Annotated in this window: 17 protein-coding genes and 1 pseudogene; 6 read left to right on the top strand and 12 right to left on the bottom strand. The window is 72.9% G+C overall.

Annotated features, from left to right (window positions below; genetic code table 11):
* Positions 1 to 38 precede the first annotated feature (38 nt).
* The gene (locus AMETH_RS03940; RefSeq protein WP_017986742.1) at positions 39 to 287 is read right to left on the bottom strand and encodes a hypothetical protein; all 249 of its coding nucleotides are present in this window, start codon (positions 285 to 287) and stop codon (positions 39 to 41) included.
* 79 nt (positions 288 to 366) lie between these two features.
* On the opposite strand from AMETH_RS03940, the pseudogene AMETH_RS03935 reads away from it, so the two are divergent.
* A pseudogene (locus AMETH_RS03935) lies at positions 367 to 855 on the top strand (HhH-GPD-type base excision DNA repair protein); the annotation flags it as partial.
* Here AMETH_RS03935 and AMETH_RS03930 read toward each other — a convergent pair.
* On the bottom strand, positions 856 to 1,116 hold the full coding sequence (locus tag AMETH_RS03930) for a hypothetical protein (RefSeq protein ID WP_026153780.1): 261 nt from the start codon (positions 1,114 to 1,116) through the stop codon (positions 856 to 858).
* A gap of 138 nt (positions 1,117 to 1,254) precedes the next feature.
* Between AMETH_RS03930 and AMETH_RS03925 the strand changes: the two genes are divergently transcribed.
* Complete coding sequence (locus AMETH_RS03925; RefSeq protein ID WP_026153779.1) at positions 1,255 to 1,455, top strand: DUF1918 domain-containing protein; 201 nt, start codon at positions 1,255 to 1,257, stop codon at positions 1,453 to 1,455.
* A 165-nt stretch (positions 1,456 to 1,620) separates the two neighbouring features.
* Positions 1,621 to 2,799 (top strand): MFS transporter, encoded by a 1,179-nt coding sequence (locus tag AMETH_RS03920; protein WP_017986738.1) that lies wholly within the window; start codon positions 1,621 to 1,623, stop codon positions 2,797 to 2,799.
* 1 nt (position 2,800) lies between these two features.
* Here AMETH_RS03920 and AMETH_RS03915 read toward each other — a convergent pair whose 3' ends face one another.
* Together AMETH_RS03915 and AMETH_RS03910 are read right to left on the bottom strand one after the other, a co-directional pair.
* The gene (locus AMETH_RS03915) at positions 2,801 to 3,097 is read right to left on the bottom strand and encodes a DUF3017 domain-containing protein (RefSeq protein ID WP_017986737.1); all 297 of its coding nucleotides are present in this window, start codon (positions 3,095 to 3,097) and stop codon (positions 2,801 to 2,803) included.
* Entirely contained in the window at positions 3,078 to 3,935 is an 858-nt protein-coding gene (locus tag AMETH_RS03910; RefSeq protein ID WP_026153778.1) for a bifunctional methylenetetrahydrofolate dehydrogenase/methenyltetrahydrofolate cyclohydrolase, read from the bottom strand. The genes AMETH_RS03915 and AMETH_RS03910 overlap by 20 nt, the downstream gene beginning before the upstream one ends.
* Positions 3,936 to 4,106: 171 nt before the next feature.
* On the opposite strand from AMETH_RS03910, the gene AMETH_RS36355 reads away from it, so the two are divergent.
* The gene (locus AMETH_RS36355) at positions 4,107 to 7,376 is read left to right on the top strand and encodes a glycohydrolase toxin TNT-related protein (RefSeq protein ID WP_017986735.1); all 3,270 of its coding nucleotides are present in this window, start codon (positions 4,107 to 4,109) and stop codon (positions 7,374 to 7,376) included.
* 25 nt (positions 7,377 to 7,401) lie between these two features.
* Here the strand turns inward: AMETH_RS36355 and AMETH_RS03895 are convergent, their stop codons facing one another.
* Both AMETH_RS03895 and AMETH_RS03890 read right to left on the bottom strand, forming a co-directional pair.
* Positions 7,402 to 7,986 (bottom strand): pentapeptide repeat-containing protein, encoded by a 585-nt coding sequence (locus AMETH_RS03895; RefSeq protein ID WP_017986734.1) that lies wholly within the window; start codon positions 7,984 to 7,986, stop codon positions 7,402 to 7,404.
* A 12-nt stretch (positions 7,987 to 7,998) separates the two neighbouring features.
* Complete coding sequence (locus AMETH_RS03890) at positions 7,999 to 8,535, bottom strand: cupin domain-containing protein (RefSeq protein WP_223843053.1); 537 nt, start codon at positions 8,533 to 8,535, stop codon at positions 7,999 to 8,001.
* On the opposite strand from AMETH_RS03890, the gene AMETH_RS03885 reads away from it, so the two are divergent.
* Positions 8,479 to 9,303 carry a LysR family transcriptional regulator gene (locus AMETH_RS03885; RefSeq protein WP_051079487.1) on the top strand — a complete coding sequence of 275 codons (825 nt, stop codon included), beginning with the start codon at positions 8,479 to 8,481 and terminating at the stop codon, positions 9,301 to 9,303. The genes AMETH_RS03890 and AMETH_RS03885 overlap by 57 nt on opposite strands.
* Here AMETH_RS03885 and AMETH_RS03880 read toward each other — a convergent pair.
* From AMETH_RS03880 to map, 6 genes are all read right to left on the bottom strand, one after another.
* A complete protein-coding gene (locus AMETH_RS03880) occupies positions 9,287 to 9,754 on the bottom strand; it encodes an NUDIX hydrolase (RefSeq protein WP_017986732.1) in 468 nt (155 codons plus the stop codon). The two genes, AMETH_RS03885 and AMETH_RS03880, sit on opposite strands and share 17 nt — an antisense overlap.
* Positions 9,751 to 13,077, bottom strand: coding sequence for an error-prone DNA polymerase (locus tag AMETH_RS03875; protein ID WP_017986731.1), 3,327 nt, complete (start codon positions 13,075 to 13,077; stop codon positions 9,751 to 9,753). Before AMETH_RS03875 ends, AMETH_RS03880 begins: the two co-directional genes overlap by 4 nt.
* Positions 13,077 to 13,208 (bottom strand): hypothetical protein, encoded by a 132-nt coding sequence (locus AMETH_RS41305; RefSeq protein ID WP_017986730.1) that lies wholly within the window; start codon positions 13,206 to 13,208, stop codon positions 13,077 to 13,079. The genes AMETH_RS03875 and AMETH_RS41305 overlap by 1 nt, the downstream gene beginning before the upstream one ends.
* The gene (locus AMETH_RS03870; protein ID WP_017986729.1) at positions 13,208 to 14,770 is read right to left on the bottom strand and encodes a DNA polymerase Y family protein; all 1,563 of its coding nucleotides are present in this window, start codon (positions 14,768 to 14,770) and stop codon (positions 13,208 to 13,210) included. The genes AMETH_RS41305 and AMETH_RS03870 overlap by 1 nt, the downstream gene beginning before the upstream one ends.
* A gap of 346 nt (positions 14,771 to 15,116) precedes the next feature.
* Positions 15,117 to 15,797: a hypothetical protein gene (locus tag AMETH_RS03865; protein ID WP_017986728.1), complete on the bottom strand. Its 681-nt coding sequence runs from the start codon at positions 15,795 to 15,797 to the stop codon at positions 15,117 to 15,119.
* A 112-nt stretch (positions 15,798 to 15,909) separates the two neighbouring features.
* Positions 15,910 to 16,698: a type I methionyl aminopeptidase gene (map, locus tag AMETH_RS03860; protein ID WP_017986727.1), complete on the bottom strand. Its 789-nt coding sequence runs from the start codon at positions 16,696 to 16,698 to the stop codon at positions 15,910 to 15,912.
* Positions 16,699 to 16,784: 86 nt separating this feature from the next.
* Between map and AMETH_RS03855 the strand changes: the two genes are divergently transcribed.
* Entirely contained in the window at positions 16,785 to 17,615 is an 831-nt protein-coding gene (locus AMETH_RS03855) for a PhzF family phenazine biosynthesis protein (protein ID WP_017986726.1), read from the top strand.
* Positions 17,616 to 17,618: the final 3 nt, after the last annotated feature.

Genomic DNA, 17,618 nt, shown 5'->3' with positions numbered 1-17,618 from the left:
GGGAGATACCCGCTCCCCGGGGCCCGTTCGCCTGGCGGTTACTCGGCCGGTGCGTACCGGCGCTCCACTGCTCTGCCGAACATCACCTCGTCGTCCGCGTACTCGGCCTCGGACACGAGCACGAGGCCGCGTCGGCCGATCTCCTCAGCTACTGGCCGGAACAGGCGTCCGTCCGGCCGCACGATCCGGCTGGCGTACGTCCAGACGGACCCGTCCCGCTCGACGGCTGCGAAGAGCATTGTGGGCTGATCGACGATCACGCTGGCGAACTCATCGGTAGTGGTCATGGCAAGTCCTCTCGGTCGGCTGTCCACGAGCCGGCGCGGGCCCCGTCGCCCGTCCTGCTCAGCGACCCGGTGTTCCGGGTTGCTCTGCCAGCAGATCGCGATGGAGACCGCGTTCATCGGGCCGAAGAAGATCGCCGACCGCATGGACGGCTTCGACGTGCGCAAGATCGCCGAGTCCGACCTCGACGAGTTCGTCGAGCTGTGCGTGACCCCGCCGGCGATCCACCGCTACGGCGGCTCGATGGCGCGCCGCGTGCACGCGCTCGCCAACCACGTCGTCGAGCACTACGACGGCAAGACCGACCGGATCTGGAAGCAGGGGAAGCCGGACGGCAAGGAAGTCCTGCGCCGCCTCAAGGAACTGCCCGGCTACGGCGACCAGAAGGCGTGGATCTTCCTCGCCCTGCTCGGCAAGCAGCGCGGGGTCCAGCCCGAGGGCTGGCGGGAGGCCGCGGGCGCGTACGGCGAGGAGGGCTCGCGCCGCTCCATCGCCGACGTCGTCAGCCCGGAGACGCTCACCGAGGTCCGCGCCTTCAAGAAAGCCGCTAAGGCCACCGCGAAGAACTGATCAGCCGGGGTGGGCGCCGACCGTGTCGCGGATTTCGGCGCCCAGTCCCGAACCGCTCTCCCGTGCGCAGTGCGCGCAGCAGAAGAACCGGCCCTCGACTTCGGCGCCGTGCCCGAGGATCCGGCATCCGCAGTGCTCGCACGACGGCGCGATCTTCTGCGCCGCGCATTCGATGCTGTCGAACGTGTAGGTGTCCCCGCTGACCGTCCGGACCTCGAAGGACATCCAGTAGTCGTTGCCACAGACCACGCAGCTAGCCATCGCCAGAACTCCTTTTCCGCATCGGGATGAATCGAAGCCTGCTCGCCTCGCGGAAACCCGGCAACTTGATCAATTCCCGGTCCAGTGACAACTGCCGGGAGCCCGATTTACCCTTGTTCCCGCGGGAGGTGGTCGATGATGCACGCAACCGTAGGAGACCGGATCCTCGTCCACGGTCGCACCGTGGGAGCGGCTGAGCAGCGCGGTGAGATCGTCGAAGTCCGCGGGGAGAACGGCGGGCCGCCCTACCTCGTGCGCTTCGCCGACGGCCACGAAGGCCTGATCTTCCCCGGCTCGGACTGCGAGGTCAGTCACGAAAAGCAGGAGCACAACGCCTGAGCACGCCCCGCACGTGGGCATGGTCACCCAGCCGGCGGGATGACACCGGGCTCCCGCCTGGTTGACACTGGTCGAGGGACAGCTCGTGCCGCCATGGACGGCGATGGGCTGTCCATATTCATGTCCGTTGACTGTATCGATGCAGACAACCTGGAGAGGAGAACCGTGCCCATCGCGCTGCTCGCGCTCGCCGTCGGTGCCTTCGGTATCGGCACCACGGAATTCGTCATGATGGGTGTCCTTCCGCAGACGGCCGCGACGTTCGGGGTGGACATCCCGACCGCCGGTCACCTCATCTCCGCCTACGCGCTCGGCGTCGTCGTCGGCGCGCCGCTGCTGACGGCGGTCGCCGTCCGGCTGCCGCGCAAGACGATGCTGCTGGCGATGATGGCGCTGTTCACGGCGGGCAACCTGCTGTTCGCCGTCGCGCCGACCCAGGAGTTCGGCGTGGTCTTCCGGTTCCTCGCCGGGCTGCCGCACGGCGCGTTCTTCGGCGCGGGCGCGGTCGTGGCGTCGAGCCTCGTCAAGCCCGGCGACCGCGCGAAGGCCGTGTCGCTGATGTTCCTCGGCCTGACCCTGGCCAACGTCGTCGGCGTGCCGCTAGGCACGCTGCTCGGCCAGCAGGTCGGCTGGCGCGCCACGTTCGCCGTGGTCGCGGTGATCGGGCTGGTCGCCGTGCTGGCGATCGCGAAGCTCGTGCCGCACCAGGGCCGCCCCGAATCGCCGTCCCTGCGCGGTGAGCTGGGCGCGTTCCGCCGCCCGCAGGTGTGGCTGGCCCTGGCCATCGTCACGTTCGGGCTGGGCGGCGTGTTCGCCTGCCTGTCCTACGTGACGCCGATGATGACCGACGTCGCCGGCTACGACCCGCAGGCGGTGACGCTGCTGCTCGCGCTGGCCGGTGTCGGGATGACGATCGGCAACCTGCTCGGCGGGCGGCTGGCCGACAAGGCGCTGATGCCGAGCCTGTACGTGGCGCTGCTCGCGCTGGCCGCAGTGCTCGCGGTCTTCACGGTCACCGCGCACAACAAGGTCGGCGCGGCGATCACGATCTTCCTGGTCGGCGTCGCCGGCTTCATGATCGGCCCGATGATGCAGACCCGCGTCATGGTCAAGGCCGGTGGCGCGCCGTCGATGGTGTCGGCCGCGGTGCAGTCCGCCTTCAACGTCGCCAACTCGATCGGCGCCTACCTCGGCGGCCTGGTGATCGCGGGCGGTCTCGGCCTGGTCTCGCCGAACTGGGTCGGCGCGGGGCTGGCCATCGTGGGCCTGACGATCGCCGTGGTGTCCGGCTCGCTGGACCGCCGCGAGGAGGCCACGCGCGCCCCGGCGATGGCCGAGGCGTGACTCAGGTGCCGAACGGCCCGTCGGTGATCGTGAAGGCCAGGAAGAGGATGAGCACGCCGAGCCCGGCGTAGCTGAGGACGTCCACCGGGCGGCCGCGGATGGCCAGCAGGCCTGCCCGCACGCCCGGCAGGACGGCCCGCAGGATCGCCGCCACGAGCAGGGCGCCGCCGATGATCGCGGCGCCCTGCCGCCAGTGGTACTGCCAGATCCGCACGCCCGCGACCGCCACCAGCAGCATCACCAGTGCGAACGGGACCTGCTCCAGGAGGGCCGCGCGGTTACGCCGTGGCGAGTGCACGCTCGGCCGCCTCGACGACGTTGGTGACGAGCATCGCCCGGGTCATCGGGCCCACGCCGCCGGGGTTGGGCGACAGCCACCCGGCGACCTCGGCGACCGCCGGGTCCACGTCGCCGGTGAGCTTGCCGTCGACGTGCGAGACGCCGACGTCCAGCACCGCGGCGCCCGGCTTGACCATGTCCGGCTTGATCAGGTGCGGCACCCCGGCCGCGGCGATGACGATGTCCGCGCGCTTGACCTCGGCCGCCAGGTCCCTGGTGCCGGTGTGGCACAGGGTCACGGTGGCGTTCTCGCTGCGGCGCGTCAGCAGCAGCCCCATCGTGCGGCCCACGGTGACACCGCGGCCGACGACGGTGACATTCGCACCCGCGATGGGCACGTCGTGGCGCTTGAGCAGTTCGAGGATCCCGTACGGGGTGCAGGGCAGCGGGCCGGCCTCGTTGAGCACCAGACGCCCCAGGCTGACCGGGGCCAGGCCGTCGGCGTCCTTCTCCGGCGCGATGCGCTCCAGGATTCGGCCGGCGTCGAGGTGCTTGGGCAGCGGCAGCTGGACGATGTAGCCGTGGCAGGCCGGGTCGGCGTTGAGCTCGTCAATGACGGCCTCGAGCTTGTCCTGGCTGATGTCGCCGGGCAGGTCGCGGCGGATCGAGTTGACCCCGATCTTCGCGCTGTCCGCGTGCTTCATCCGCACGTACGAGTGCGAGCCGGGATCGTCGCCGACCAGGACGGTTCCCAGCCCGGGCGTCACGCCCCGCTCGGCCAGGGCGGCCACCCGCGGCTTGAGCTCTTCGAAGATGGCGTTCTTGGTCGCTTTGCCGTCGAGAACCGTCGCAGTCACGACCACCATTCTGGCAAAGGAATGAACGGGGCCTCACGCGAGGACGGCTGAGGACACTATGGGTAGTTCCGCTGAAACGCTTAGTACCTCGATTGACGTATCTGCACTGGTCATTGCCCCTATTGGTGCGGGTGGTGTGCAATCGGATCAGTGACCAGTCAAAATGGCCTGGTGGCGCAACCGACGACCCAGCTGAACGCGACCGAGCAGGACACCCTGGTCAAGCAGATCGGACTGGCCCTGCTGCGGGCCGCCCCGCGGGACTGGCGGCGGGTGACCGCGTCCTACCGGGCGGTCGGCCGCTACCACGAGCTGTCCGGTGAGGTGCTCCTCGAAGACGGGTCGGCCCAGGAGTGGATGGCCACCCACGACATCGCCACGCTGTTCGGCCGGTTGCGGGCCGGGATGTACCGCGAGGGCCGCGGCACCTGGTTCAACGCGCGTTACCAGCTCGACCACCCATCGAGCTACAACCTGGAGTACGACCGCGACGAGCCGCGGTGGGACCTGATGCCCCCGCCACAGGCCTACGCCGACGAGCTGCGGATGTTCCCCCGCTCCGAGGACAACGTGCCGGAGTGGCTGATGCGCCGCATGGCCGGCCTCGCGCCCGAGCAGCCCGGCCCGCGCTTCCGGATCGCCCGGATCTTCGACGGCCACGAGCCGAACGGCCGCCCGGTGCTCAACCGCCCGGAGCTGGACGCCGACGAGCAGCAGCGGGTGCTCGAGTACCTGAACAACGCGCCGGTCGTGCGCGCCGAGCGCGGGTTCGACCTGGACCGGCTGGCGCAGCAGCCCGCGGCGACCGTGCCGGTGGCCTTCCACACCGACGGCGTGTGGATCTGGCCTGCGGCGGTCAACTACTACCTGCAGGAGTACGGCGTCGCGCCGGAGGCCGAGCTGGTCGCGCACATCGCCGCGGCCGGGCACGCGCTGCCGGAGGTGCCGGAGCAGACCGTGCAGGCCGCGGGCGCGTACCTGAACCGCGGTCCCGCGCAGCCGCCGCGCCGGGTGCCGGAGCAGGCCGCGCCGCCGCCCGCCGAGCCCGGGCCGCCTGCCGTTGGGGCGGAGCCGGTCGAGCAGCCGACCACGCTGACGCCGGTGATCGACCCCGACGCCGGGCCGCCGACCATGCTGGTGCAGCCGGCGGTGAAGGACGCCGAGCCGGAGCCCGCGGACGAGGCCGGCGACGAGACCCGCAGCTGGGACGCGCGCGAGGCGTTCGCGGACTCGCCGCGCGGTGCGGAAGGGGCGCCGGAAGGCCGGACGTGGGAGCCGTCCTGGGAGCCTCGGGAGGGTGCCGCCGACGACGAGGAGCCCACGGAGGGCCGGGGCTGGGACGGCCGCGAGGCGTACGCCGCGCAGGAAAGCGCTGAGGCACGTGGTTTGGCTGGTTCCGAGGGGCGCGGTGCCGACTCGGAGGGCGCGGAGGGGCGCGGCTTCGCCGGTCCGGAGGGGCCGGAGGGGCGCGGGCTCACCCCCGAGGCCCGCGGGCCGGAGCGCTTCAGCCAGGAAGCCCCCGAGGGACGCGGACTGCCGCAGGAACGGCCCGGCTCCGAATCCCGGGGGCAGGCACGCTTCGGCCAGGCTGGCCCCGAGGGAATCCCCGGCCAGGAGGGACTCGCCGGACCCGAATCCCGCGGCTTCGGCCAGGAAGCGCCGGAAGGCCGTGGCGCCGGGCCCGAATCGCGTGGTTTCGGTCAAGAAGCCCCGGAAGGCCGTGGAGCCGGGTCTGAGTCCCGCGCCTTCGGTCAGGAGGCGCCCGAGGGGCGCGGCCAGCACGGTTTCGCCGCTCCCGAGGGGCGCGGCTTCGCCGGGCAGGAAGGCCCGGAAGAGCGCGGCACTGGACCCGAATCCCGCGGCTTCGGCCAGGAGGCGCCCGAGGGGCGCGGCCACCACGGCATGCCCCAAGACGGCCCCGGGACCGAACCCCGCGGCTTCGGTCAAGAAGGGCCCGAGGGGCGCGGCCATCACGGCATGTCCCAGGGCGGCTCCGGGCCCGAACCGCATGCCTTCGGCCAGGAGGCGCCGGAGGGGCGTGGCCAGCGCGGCTTCGCCGGTTCGGAGCGCTTCGGGCAGGAAGCTCCCGAGGGGCGCGGCCTCGACGCGCGTGGCCCGGAGCGCTTCGGCCCGGAGGGGCAAGCCCCGGGCCAGGTTCCCGCGGCGGGGCTGGACGCCCGCCGTTCCGCGGGCTTCGGGCAGGAGGCGCCGGAAGGCCGCGGCCAGCGCGGCTTCACCAGCCCGGACAGCCCGGAAGGCCGTGACCAACGCGCCTTCGCCGGACAGGACGGCCTCGAGGGCCGCGACCAGCGCAGCTTCGCCAGCACCGAAAGCCCCGACCAACGCGCCTTCACCAGCCACGAAGGCCCGGAGGAAGCTCCCCCCGGCGCGGATGGCCGCTCGGTGGAGGGGCGTCCGGGCTTCGAGCGGGGCGGCGACCCGCGCGGTGGGTCCAGGGCGTTCACGGGGCAGGCGCCGCGCGGTGGGCGGCCCTCGAACGACGGTCCGCCGACCATGCTGGCCCGCCCGGTGCCCCCGCCGTCCGCCCCGGCCGAGCCGAAGCCGTTCGGCCCCACCGAACCGGCGCTGGACAACCTGCGCTCGAAGCTCGCCGACCTCGGTGTTCCGGACGGGGCGTACCGCATCGGCGAACCGGCCGAGCACGGCTGGAGCCTGGAGAAGGTCGATGACGGCTGGCGCGTCGGCTGGTACGACGAGGCCCTGACGAGCCCCGCGGTCTTCGGCGACGCCGACGACGCCGCCGCGTTCATGCTCGGCAAGCTGCTGCTCAACCCGGGCGGCCGTACGGCACCACCGGCGCGGCCGGAGATGGACGCCACCGAGGTGCCGCTCACCCCGGCCCAGGAACCGTCCGAGCCGCGGCGGCACGACCTCCCGCAGCGCACCATCACCGACCGCCTCGACGAACCGGACCCGGCCGGGCCGCCCACGGTGCTGGCCGCGCCCCCGGTCGCGCCGCCCCCACCCGCCCCGTCGCGACGTGAACCGCCGCCGCGACGGGTCGAACCGGCCGCGCCCGCCCCTGCGGCGGCCACGGCCTCGGCTGCCTCCGGTGGCGGCAACCAGCAGTGGCCGATCCAGCCGCTGCCCGGCGAGCCGCCGCTGACCCTGTTCCGCGGCAAGGAAATGCGCGAACTGCCCGCGGGCAGCGAGCTCGACCGCTTCGGCGGCCCGGACGGCAACCTGACCTACGCGGCCGGGACCCCGTTCGAGGAGCGTTCGCTGGTGCCGGAGTGGGTGAGCCGCCCGTACCACGTGTACCGGGTGCAGCGGCCGATCGAGGCGCTCGCCGGCGTCGCGATCCCGTGGTTCAACCAGCCCGGCGGCGGCGCGGCGTACCTGCTGCCCGCGTCGATCGAGGACCTGCTCGCCTCAGGCGACCTGATCGAGCTGGACCCCGGCGAACCGCCGATCGACTAGCCCCAGCCCGGCGCGCGGCCCGGGGTCAGCCGACCACCAGGCCATGCGCCGCGGCGAAGGCGATCGCCGTCTCCAGGTCGACCCGCGCGCCGCGTAGTTTCGCCTGCACCAGGGCGTTCGCGTCGAGCTTCGCGCCGCGCAGGTCGGCGCCGGTGAGGTCCGCGCCGCCCAACCGTGCGCCGCGGAAGTCGCTGTCCCGCAGGTCGGCCTCGGTCAGGTGCGCGTCCACGAAACTGGCCTCGCGGAACCGCAACCCGGACAGCGACCGGCGCCGCAGGTTCGCCCGGCTGAAGTTGGCCAGCGAGAAATCGCTGTCCCGCACGGACATCCCGCGCAACCCACCGTCCACGAAGGACGATCCGAGCAACGAGCACGCGCTCCACGTGCTGTCCGCCAGCACCGTCCGGTCGAACACGCACGACCGGAACGCCGAAGCCTGGTGCCGCGACTCCCCCAAATCCGCGCCGGAGAAGTCGCACTCGTCGAACGTGCAGCCCTGCGTGACCAGCCGGCGCAGGTCCGCGCCGCTGAAATCGCACCGGCTGAACTGCCGCTTCTCCCACGTCGTCCCCGGCAGCACGGCGTCCCGGTAGTCCTCGGCGATCTCCATCCGGCGAGCTAATCACACCCGCCAGACCTGGCTGTCGACGTAGTGGTTGTCGTAGCGCTCCTGCGACTCCCGCATCTCCCGCGGATCCGCCTCGCCGCGGTTGACCCGGTCCAGCAGCCGGTAGTAGTCGAACCGGTCCATCCCGGGGGTGAAAGTCAAGGCGTGCGGCACCCGCGGCGGCACGGTGAGGAAGTCGCCTTCCCCGAGAGTGACCACCTCCTCGTCGAGCAGGACGTCCAGGCGGCCGCTCAGTACGAAGAAGACCTCGGTGGCCTTGGTGTGGAAGTGCGGCGGCGCGCCGGTGGCGCCGGGCTCGAACGTCGCCCGGTTGCTGGTCAGCGTGTCCGTGTCGGTGAGCAGCGTGATGGGCTGCCCCGGGCGTCGGCGAGGGCTTCGGCTTCGGTGGCGCGGATCAGGTTCATGCCTCCACTCTGGCCGTCCCGAACGCGGCGACCAACGACAAAACCGCGCGCGATCGAAAACCTGGGTGTTATGGATGTGGAGCGGCGGGACATCGAGTTCTTCCTTGTGCTCGCCGAGGAACTGCACTTCGGCCGCACGGTCGAGCTGCTGCGCGTCTCGCAGGCGCGGGTCAGCCAGACGATCCGAACGCTGGAACGGCGCATCGGCGCGCGGCTGTTCGACCGGACGAGCCGGCGGGTCGCCCTGACCGCCATCGGGCAGCGGCTGCGAGACGAGGTCGCGCCCGCCCACCGGCAGATCCAGGAGGCGTTCGAGCGGGCCCGGGCCGCCGGGCGCGAGCGGAACACCGTGCTGCGCCTGGGTTTCGCGGCGCCCGCGGTGGCCGACCTCATCGCGCACCGGCTGGAAACCGTCAGGGCGCAGGGCTTCCGCGTCCAGGTCAAGGAAGCCGCGTTCAACGATCCCTTGCGGTCGCGGCGGGACGGCGACGTCGGCGCCCTGGTCACGCTGCTGCCGGAACCGGGGGTGGTGGTGCACACCGAGCCGCTGGTGCTGGCGGTGGCGGCGAGACACCCCTTCGCCCGCAAGGAATCCGTGTCGCTGGAGGACCTGGCGCGCGACACCGTGCTCCGCGCCCTCTGGCCGCCACGACTGCCGTGGACCACGCCCGCGGGCCGTCCCATCGAACTCGGACGCGCACCCGAGACGATCCAGGAACTGTTCCTCGCCGTCGAAGCCGGTGAGGGCATCAGCCCGCTCGCCGAGCACGCGACGCGGTACTTCCCGCGCCCGAACTTGGCGTTCGTGCCGTTCTCGGACGCGCCGCCGGTGGAGTGGAGCCTGGCGTGGCGCGAGGAGACCGGGGCGGTCCGGGCCCTCAGCTCAAACCGGTGACCCGCCGGGCGATCTCGGCGTCCAGCACGCCCTGGTCCCGCAGCAGGGGCGTGCGCGGGTTCCACCAGGCGATCGCGGAGACCTCGTCCTCCCGCGGCGTCACCACGGGCTCGGTCGCGAACCCCGTCCGGTAGACCGCGGCGTACTCGCGGCGCACCGGATCGCACAGCACGAACCGCGCCACGGCGGCGAACCGCAGGCCGCTCACCACGATCCCGGTCTCCTCGGCCAGTTCGCGGACCGCGGCCTGGTGCGACGTCTCCCCCGGTTCGATCATCCCGCCGGGCAGCTCCCACTGCCCGCGCCGCCGGTCGAACACGAGCAGCACACGCTCGTCCACCTCGACGACCACCAGCGCGAGCGGCATCGGCACCGCGGGATCCGTCGAGACCCCGAACCGCACGCTGACCAGGGTGTTCCCGCGCGCGTCGGTGATCGGCAGGCCGTTCACCGGAAGTCCCGCGACTTCGACGGCACCCGCATCGACAGGTGCTGCAACCGGTCCGCGCGCACGCTCACCACCCCGTCCGCCCGCTCAATCACCCCGCGGATCAGCATCGCCGCGCTGCCCCGCGCCACCCGGTGGTACCGGCGCCACAACCCGGCGCTGCACACGACGTTGACCATCCCCGTCTCGTCCTCGATGTTCAGGAACGTGACCCCGCCCGCGGTCGCCGGGCGCTGGCGGTGCGTCACCGCTCCGCCGATCAGCACCCGGGCGCCGTCTTCGACGTCCATCAGTTTTGCGGCGGGCACCACGCCCAGCGCGTCCAGCCGCTCGCGGATGAACTCCGTCGGGAAGCTGTCCGGCGACAGCCCGGTCGCCCACACGTCGGCGACCGCCTCGTCGATGTGGTCCATGCCGGGCAGCGTCGGCGCGTGCGCCCCGGCCAGCGTGACCGGCAGCTTCTCCGGCCGTTCCTGCGCCACCGCCCCGGCCGCCCACAGCGCGCGCCGCCGGTCGCCGTCGATCTCGCCGAACCGGCCGAACGCCCCCGCCGTGGCCAGCGCCTCGATCTGCGGCGTGGTCAGCCGCACGCGCCGCGCCAGGTCGGCCATGTCGGCGAACGGCCCACCCCGCGCGCGTTCCGCGACGATCTCCTCCGCGAGCTTCTGCCCGATCATCCGCACCGTGGCCAGCCCGATCCGCACCGCCAACCCGTCGGCACCGGGTTCGAGCGTCGCGTGCGGCAGGCTCGCGTTGATGTCCGGGCCGTGCACGGTGATGCCGTGCCGCCGGGCGTCGGCGACCAGCGACTGCGGCGAGTAGAACCCCATCGGCTGGGCCCGCAGCAGCGCCGCGCAGAACGCCGCCGGGTGGTAGCGCTTGAAGTAGGCGCTGGCGAACACCAGGTAGGCGAAGCTCAGCGCGTGGCTCTCCGGGAAACCGAAGTTGGCGAACGCCATCAGCTTGTGGAAGATCCGCGCGATCAGCTCGTCGTCGAGGCCGTTGCGCCGCGCGCCGTCGTAGAACCGTTCCCGCAGCCGCTCCATCTTCCGCGTGGACCGCTTCGAGCCCATCGCGTGCCGCAGCTCGTCGGCCTCGGCGGCGGTGAAGTTCGCGACGTCCAGGGCGATCTGCATCATCTGCTCCTGGAACAGCGGCACCCCCAAGGTCTTGTCCAGCGCGTTGGCCAGCAGCGGGTGGTCGTGCCGCCACTTCTCCTTCTTCGTGGCGCGGCGGATGTAGGGGTGCACCGAGCCGCCCTGGATCGGGCCGGGCCGGATGAGCGCGACCTCGATCGCCAGGTCGTAGAACGTCTTCGGCTTCAGCCGCGGCAGCGTCGCCATCTGCGCCCGGCTCTCCACCTGGAACACGCCGATCGCGTCCGCGCGCTGCAGCATCCGGTAGACCTCCTGGTCCTCCAGGTCCAGGTTCGCGAGGTCGACCTCGACGCCCTCGAACTCGCGCACCAGGTCGAGCATGTAGTGCACCGCGGAGAGCATGCCGAGGCCGAGTAGGTCGAACTTGACCAGGCCGACGGAGGCGCAGTCGTCCTTCTCCCACTGCAGCACGCTGCGGTCGGCCATGCGCGCCCACTCGATCGGGCACACCTCGCTCACCGGCCGGTTGCAGATCACCATGCCGCCGGAATGGATGCCCAGGTGCCGCGGGAAGTCCTCCAGCGCGGCGGCCACCTGCAGCACCGGCAGCGGGATGTCGTGATCGGTGTCGTCCTTGGTGTCGTGCAGCGGGCCCCAGCGGTCGATCTGCTTGCTCCACGCGTCCTGCTGGCCGGGCGAGTACCCGAAAGCCCTTGCCGCGTCCCGGATCGCGGACTTGGCGCGGTAGGTGATCACGTTCGCCACCTGCGCGGTGCGCAGGCGCCCGTACTTGCGGTAGACGTATTGGATCACCTCCTCGCGGCGGTCGGACTCGATGTCCAGGTCGATGTCCGGGTAGCCGTCCCGGTCCGGCGCGAGGAAGCGTTCGAACAGCAGTTTCCAGCGCACCGAATCGACCTTGGTGATGCCGAGCGCGTAGCAGACCGCGGAGTTCGCCGCCGAGCCGCGGCCCTGGCACAAGATGTTGTTCTGGCGGCAGAACTCGACGATGTCCCAGACGATGAGGAAGTAGCCGGGGAAGCCCAGCTGCTCGATGATCCGCAGCTCGTGCTCGATCTGGTCCAGCGCCTCCGGCCGGTCGCGGTAGCGGTGCGCGGCGCCGCGGTAGACCTCCTCGCGCAGGAAGGACGCCTCGGTGTAGCCGGCGGGGACGTCGTAGGGCGGCAGCTCGGGCGCGACCAGCTTCAGGTCGAAGGCGCACTCCAGCCCGAGCAGCGCGGCCCGCTGCACCGCGCCGGGGTAGCGGGCGAACCGCTGCGCCATCTCCTCGCCGGACCGCAGGAACGACATGCCGGACGCGGGCAGCCAGCCCGCCATGTCGTCGAGCCCGCGGCGGGCGCGGATCGCGGCCATCGCGCCGGCGAGCCGTCCCCGGTCCGGGGTGGCGTAGTGGGCGGCGGTGGTGGCGACGGTCGGCAGGCCCTGCTCGGCGGCCAGCGCGGCGAGGACGTCGTTGTGCACCCCGTCCTCGGGGTAGCCGTGGTCGGTCAGCTCGACGTACACCGAGCCGAACCGGTCGCGCAGCCGCCGCAGTTCGCGTCCGGCCGCCTCCGGGCCGCCGCGGGCCAGCGCTTTCCGGACCGCGCCCTTGCGGCAGCCGGTGAGCACCACGACCTTGCCCGCGACCTCGCTCGCGACGGCGTCCAGGTCGTACACCGGGCGGCCCTTCTCGGCCCGGTCCGCCGACGCGGCGTGGTCGTGCCCGGCGAGCTGACCCGCGGTGATCGCCCGGCACAGGGCGGCGTAACCGTCCTGCTGCTTGGCGAGCAGAAGCAGGTGCTCGCCCTCGGGGTCGGCGACGCCGTTCTGCGGGCCGGACAGGCCGAAGCTCAGCTCGGTGCCGAACACCGTGCGCACGCCCAGGTCGCGCGCCGCGTCGGCGAACCGCACCACGCCGTACATGCCGTCGTGGTCGGTGAGCGCGATCGCGTCGAGCCCCAGCCGCGCCGCCTCCTCGACCAGCTCCTCGGGGTGGCTCGCGCCGTCCAGGAAGCTGAAGTTGGAGTGGCAGTGCAGCTCGGCGTAGGGCACCCGGCGCCGCCCGCCCGCGTGGTCGTCCCCGCGCGGGGCCTCGACGGTGCTCGGCCGGACGTAGCCCTCCCGTTTCCGGCTCCAGGCGGGGCTGTCCCCGCCGTCGGCTGTCTCCGGTCTGCCCGCCAGCCTGCGTTCCAGCTCCTCCCAGGGGACGGGCGGGTTGTTGAAGCCCATCAGTCCACCGGGCGGCGCGGCACCGGGATCGGCAGCAGCATCTGCTCGTCCTCGACCGGGTCGAGCGACTCGACCACCTTGCGCGGCAGGGCCAGCCAGTGCCGCAGGTCCCGGAAGTACTCGTCGTCCATCAGTCGTACACTCCCTCCACTGTCCAATGCGGACTCGATCCGCCCACTCTCGTCAGCAGCACCGCCGTTTCCGGTTCCCCGGCCAGCACAGCCTGCACCCGGGTGCGCACGCCGTCGCCACCCGGCGTCCACCAGTGCGCGTCGACCAGCCACGGTCCGGCCCAGTCCAGGACCTCCCGCGGCGGGCCGTCGCCCACCGAAACCCGGTGCGGTGGCGCGGAAAGCTCCCGCCGCCGCGTGATGTGCACCTCCGCGCCCGAGGCGTCGAGGATGCGCGCGGGCAGCGGCTGCGCGTAGACCGTGGCCGGGGACGGCGCGGGCAGCCGTCCCGGCCACGGCACGTCCGGCGGGCTCTGCGGGGTCCGCGGGTCGCCCCACGGCACCAGCCGGACGCGCTCGGCCGGGCCGCGGCCGCCGTCAAGCACCGCGGTGAAGACGCTGTCCGGGCCGAGCAGGCCCTGCACCCGCACCAGCGCGCGGCCGGCCCGCTCGGTGGTCTCGTCGGACAGGCCACGCAGGCCCGCCTGCCACAGCCCCAGCTGCAGCGAGTGCCCCTCGACGGTCTCCTCGGGAGCCAGCCGCAGCCGCTCCACCCCGGCGCTGGGCCGTTCACCGGGCGCGGCGCGCAGCCAGCCTTCGAACTGCCAGCGCACGCGGTCCGCGATGCCTTGCGGCGTCAGCGGTTCCGCGCACCGCCACACGCGGCTCAGTTCCTCGCCGTTCTCGGTGGTGGCGTAGATGCCGAGGCGCGTGCAGGCCAGGCCGTGCCGGGCCAGGCCGCCGTGGAACCGCTCGGCGAGGGTGCGGGCCATGAACGCCGCGGCGTCGACCCGGTCCAGCGGCGGGTCGAAGGCCTTGGTGACGGTGAGTTCGGGCGGCGGCCGTCGCCGGTGCGGTGGCCGTTCGTCGAGACCGCGCGCCAGCCGGTGCGCGATCATGCCCGCGCGGCCGAACCGCGCGGCGACGTCCCGTTCGGCGAGTTTCGCGAACGCGCCGAGCGTGCGCAAACCCAGGCGGCGCAACAGGTCCACCAGCTCGGCGCGGTCGGCGGCCGGCTGGTCCAGCTCGTCGACCGGCAGGGGCGCGAGGAAATCGGCGGCCCGGTCACGGTCGACGATGCGGGACCGGTGGGCGGCCAGTGTCGCGGCGAACAAGCCGTCGGCGATCCCGATCTGGCACTCCACCTGGTGGGAGACGTGCTCGGCGAGCAGCTCCGCGAGGCGCAGCTCGCCACCGAAGTAGCCGGACGCGCCGTCGGCGGGCACCGCGACCAGGCCGGGGCGGACCACCTCGACCCCGACGACCAGCTCCTCCACGGCGGCCGCGACCGGCTCGAAGAGGCGCGCGTCGCGGTCCTCGTCCGGGCCGAAGGCCTGGAGTTCGGGACAGCGGGACTGCGCGTCCCGGCGGCGCATGCCGCGCCGGACGCCGGCCGCCCTGGCGACAGCGGTGCACGCGACGACGCGGTTGGCGTGGAACACCGCGGCAGGCAGGTGCAGGGGCGCGCCGTCGCCCAGGCAAGCGGCGACCGCGGGCCAGTCGGGGCACCAGAGAACCAGCATGCGCGGCGGTTTGTCTACTGTGGACATGCCGCGCTCCTCGCGCCGCCGGTGCCGTGAGCCGGCTTGGGGTGTCGAGGCTGCGCACCCGGGCGCAGCACTCGCGCACCACACTGCGGAACTCTCCCACCCGCGGGTGAGACTCGCACGCCCGAACGCGGAATTCGCGCCACTGAAGGCAGAACTCCCGAGCGGGAGCGCAGAACTCGCACCACCGAACGCAGAACTCGCGCTCCGGCCGGCCTGCGGAGCCGCCCGGCACACCTCCCGCGCCGGGCGACCCCGCGGCACACCACCCCGCCGGTGGCGCCGCGCCGCGCCACCGCCGTTCCCGGCAGCCGCGCGGGCATCAGCCCACCTCCCTGGCCAGTTCGAGCACCGGCTCGGGTGCTGCTGCCGGGGCCCCCGCAGACCCCGGCAGCAGCAGATCCGCCCACCGGAGCCGCGTCGCCGCGCCCCGGCCGGCACCCTGGACACGGACCCGCCGCTCACGCAGGTACCCGTGCCCGCCTTCGAGACCGGCCCAGCGGCCGGCCACGCAGTTCAGCTCCACCTCGGCGCCTGGCCACGGCCCGAGGGAGAGCAGCACGGCGCCCCGGTGCCGTGCCCGCGCCGAAAGGCGCCGTGCCTCCTGCGGCGCCGCGCCCCGAGCGGCGACCGCCACCACATCCACCCCGTCCAGCAGCGCGCCGGTGACCGCGGCGAACTCGGCCCCTGGCCGCGGCACCAGCGCGAGCCGGCTCACCTCGACCCCGAGTTCCGCGGCGGCCACCAGACCGAGGTCCGGCATCCCCACCGCCGCGGCCCACGATCCGGTCGCCGTCGCCTCGGCCAGCAGCGCCAGGAGCAACGACGTCGATCCGCGCACCGCGATCGTGCTCCCGCGCCGCAGGCCCGCCGACGGCAGCAGGCGGCGCAACTCCGGCAGCACCGGCAGGACGCGCCCGGTCAGCTGGGCGTGCTCCGCCGCGGCGGCCACCCCGCTCGCCGTGCTCACCCCGGGCAGAGCTGCCAGTGTCGCGACCGACATGCCACCTCCCACGACGCGCCTGCGAGAACCTGCGGACGTCACCGTGGGGAAGCCGGCGACTGTTCGAACTTCTGTTCGATGCGCCTAGTTTGCCTCGAACACCTGTGCGATGTCAAGTCGAGGCGCGGCCCTCCTCGTCACGCCGGGTGAGCACCAGCGGGCCGTCCTCGGTGATGGCCACCGTGTGCTCGGAGTGCGCCGTGCGGGAGCCGTCGGCCGACCGGATGGTCCAGCCGTCGGGGTCGTGGACGATGCGGTCGGTCGTGCGCGCGAACCACGGTTCGAGGGCGAGGGTCAGGCCGGGCCGGAGCTTCAGACCGCGACCCGCCCGGCCCTTGTTGGGGACGTGGAGGTCCTCGTGCATGGTGCGGCCGATGGCGTGACCACCGAACTCGGTGTTCACCGGGTAGCCGTACGCCTCGGCCACGGACCAGATCGCCGCCGAGATGTCGCCGAGGCGGTTGCCAGGGCGGGCCGCCTCGATCGCAGCCTCCAGCGCCTCCTCGGTGGCGCGGATGATCCGCAGGTCCTCCTCGGCCGCGGTCCCGACGACGACCGTGCGCGCCGAGTCGGCCGCCCAGCCGTCGATGGTCACCGCGAGGTCCGCGGTGAGCACATCGCCGTCACGCAGCGTGTAGTCGTGCGGCAGACCGTGCAGGACGGCGTCGTTGACCGACAGGCAGATGACGTTGCGGAACGGGCCCTCGCCGAAGGACGGGGCGTAGTCCCAGTAGCAGGACTCGGCACCGCGCCGCTTGATCATGCCGCGGACGTGGTGCTCCAGGTCCAGGAGGTTGACGCCCACGTCGGCGAGCCGGCCGACCTCGGTGAGCACCTCGGCAACGAAACGCCCGGTCACGTGCATGCGCTCGATCTCCGCAGGCGCCTTCAGTTCGATCACGGGTACCTCTTGTTCAGGGGACGGTATTGTTTGGACGGTATGATAATACCGACCACCGCGCCCCTCGATCCGGCAGAATCGACGTCATGACCGAGGTCCTCCGCTACACCGCGTTCAGCAGCGACCCCACCGGCGGCAACCCGGCCGGTGTCGTCCTCGACGCGACCGGGCTCACCGACAACGACATGCAGAAGATCGCCGCGGACGTCGGCTACTCGGAGACCGCCTTCGCCATCCCGGACGGCCCCCGCCACTACCGCGTGCGCTACTTCAGCCCGCTGGCCGAGGTCGCCTTCTGCGGGCACGCCACCATCGCCACCGCGGTCGCGCTCGCCGAACGGACCGGCACCGGCGACCTGGCCTTCGACACCCCGGCCGGCCCCATCGCGCTGCGGACCGGCGGCACCACGCGGATCACCGCCGGCTTCACCAGCGTCCCCACCCGCTCCCGGCCCGCCACCGAGGACGAACTGAGCCAGACTCTCGACGCGCTCCGCTGGTCCCGCGACGACCTCGACCCGGCCTGGCCACCGCACGTCGCCTTCGCAGGCAACGACCACCTCGTGCTCGCCGCCGCCACCCGGGACCGCCTGGCCCGCCTCGACTACGACTTCGACCGCCTCGCGGGCGTGATGCGCGAGCACGACTGGACCACCGTGCACCTGTTCCACCCGCAGGACGAGAACACCGTGGACGCCCGCGACCCGTTCCCGGTCGGCGGCGTCGTCGAGGACCCCGCGACGGGCGCGGCGGCCGCGGCCTTCGGCGGCTACCTGAAGGCCCTCGGCAAGGTCACCGAACCCCGGCGCCTCACGATCGTGCAGGGCGAGGACATGGGGCGGCGCAGCGAACTGCTCGTGGACGTCCACCCCGGCGACGAGCGGGTGACGATCACGGGGACCGCCACCCGGCTCTAGGCC

This window comes from Amycolatopsis methanolica 239, from assembly GCF_000739085.1.
In the GTDB taxonomy this organism is placed as follows: domain Bacteria; phylum Actinomycetota; class Actinomycetes; order Mycobacteriales; family Pseudonocardiaceae; genus Amycolatopsis_E; species Amycolatopsis_E methanolica.
The sequence above is the reverse complement of the archived record's forward strand: the minus strand, read 5'-3'. Positions and strand labels throughout refer to the sequence as shown.

What these genes read in the sequence shown, in the direction of transcription:
- AMETH_RS03940 (WP_017986742.1), bottom strand. Translation starts at nt 287, where the DNA reads ATGACCACTACCGATGAGTTCGCCAGCGTGATCGTCGATCAGCCCACA.
- AMETH_RS03930 (WP_026153780.1), bottom strand. Translation starts at nt 1,116, where the DNA reads ATGGCTAGCTGCGTGGTCTGTGGCAACGACTACTGGATGTCCTTCGAG.
- AMETH_RS03925 (WP_026153779.1), top strand. Translation starts at nt 1,255, where the DNA reads ATGCACGCAACCGTAGGAGACCGGATCCTCGTCCACGGTCGCACCGTG.
- AMETH_RS03895 (WP_017986734.1), bottom strand. Translation starts at nt 7,986, where the DNA reads ATGGAGATCGCCGAGGACTACCGGGACGCCGTGCTGCCGGGGACGACG.
- AMETH_RS03885 (WP_051079487.1), top strand. Translation starts at nt 8,479, where the DNA reads ATGGATGTGGAGCGGCGGGACATCGAGTTCTTCCTTGTGCTCGCCGAG.
- AMETH_RS03875 (WP_017986731.1), bottom strand. Translation starts at nt 13,077, where the DNA reads ATGGGCTTCAACAACCCGCCCGTCCCCTGGGAGGAGCTGGAACGCAGG.
- AMETH_RS41305 (WP_017986730.1), bottom strand. Translation starts at nt 13,208, where the DNA reads ATGGACGACGAGTACTTCCGGGACCTGCGGCACTGGCTGGCCCTGCCG.
- AMETH_RS03870 (WP_017986729.1), bottom strand. Translation starts at nt 14,770, where the DNA reads ATGCTGGTTCTCTGGTGCCCCGACTGGCCCGCGGTCGCCGCTTGCCTG.
- AMETH_RS03865 (WP_017986728.1), bottom strand. Translation starts at nt 15,797, where the DNA reads ATGTCGGTCGCGACACTGGCAGCTCTGCCCGGGGTGAGCACGGCGAGC.
- AMETH_RS03855 (WP_017986726.1), top strand. Translation starts at nt 16,785, where the DNA reads ATGACCGAGGTCCTCCGCTACACCGCGTTCAGCAGCGACCCCACCGGC.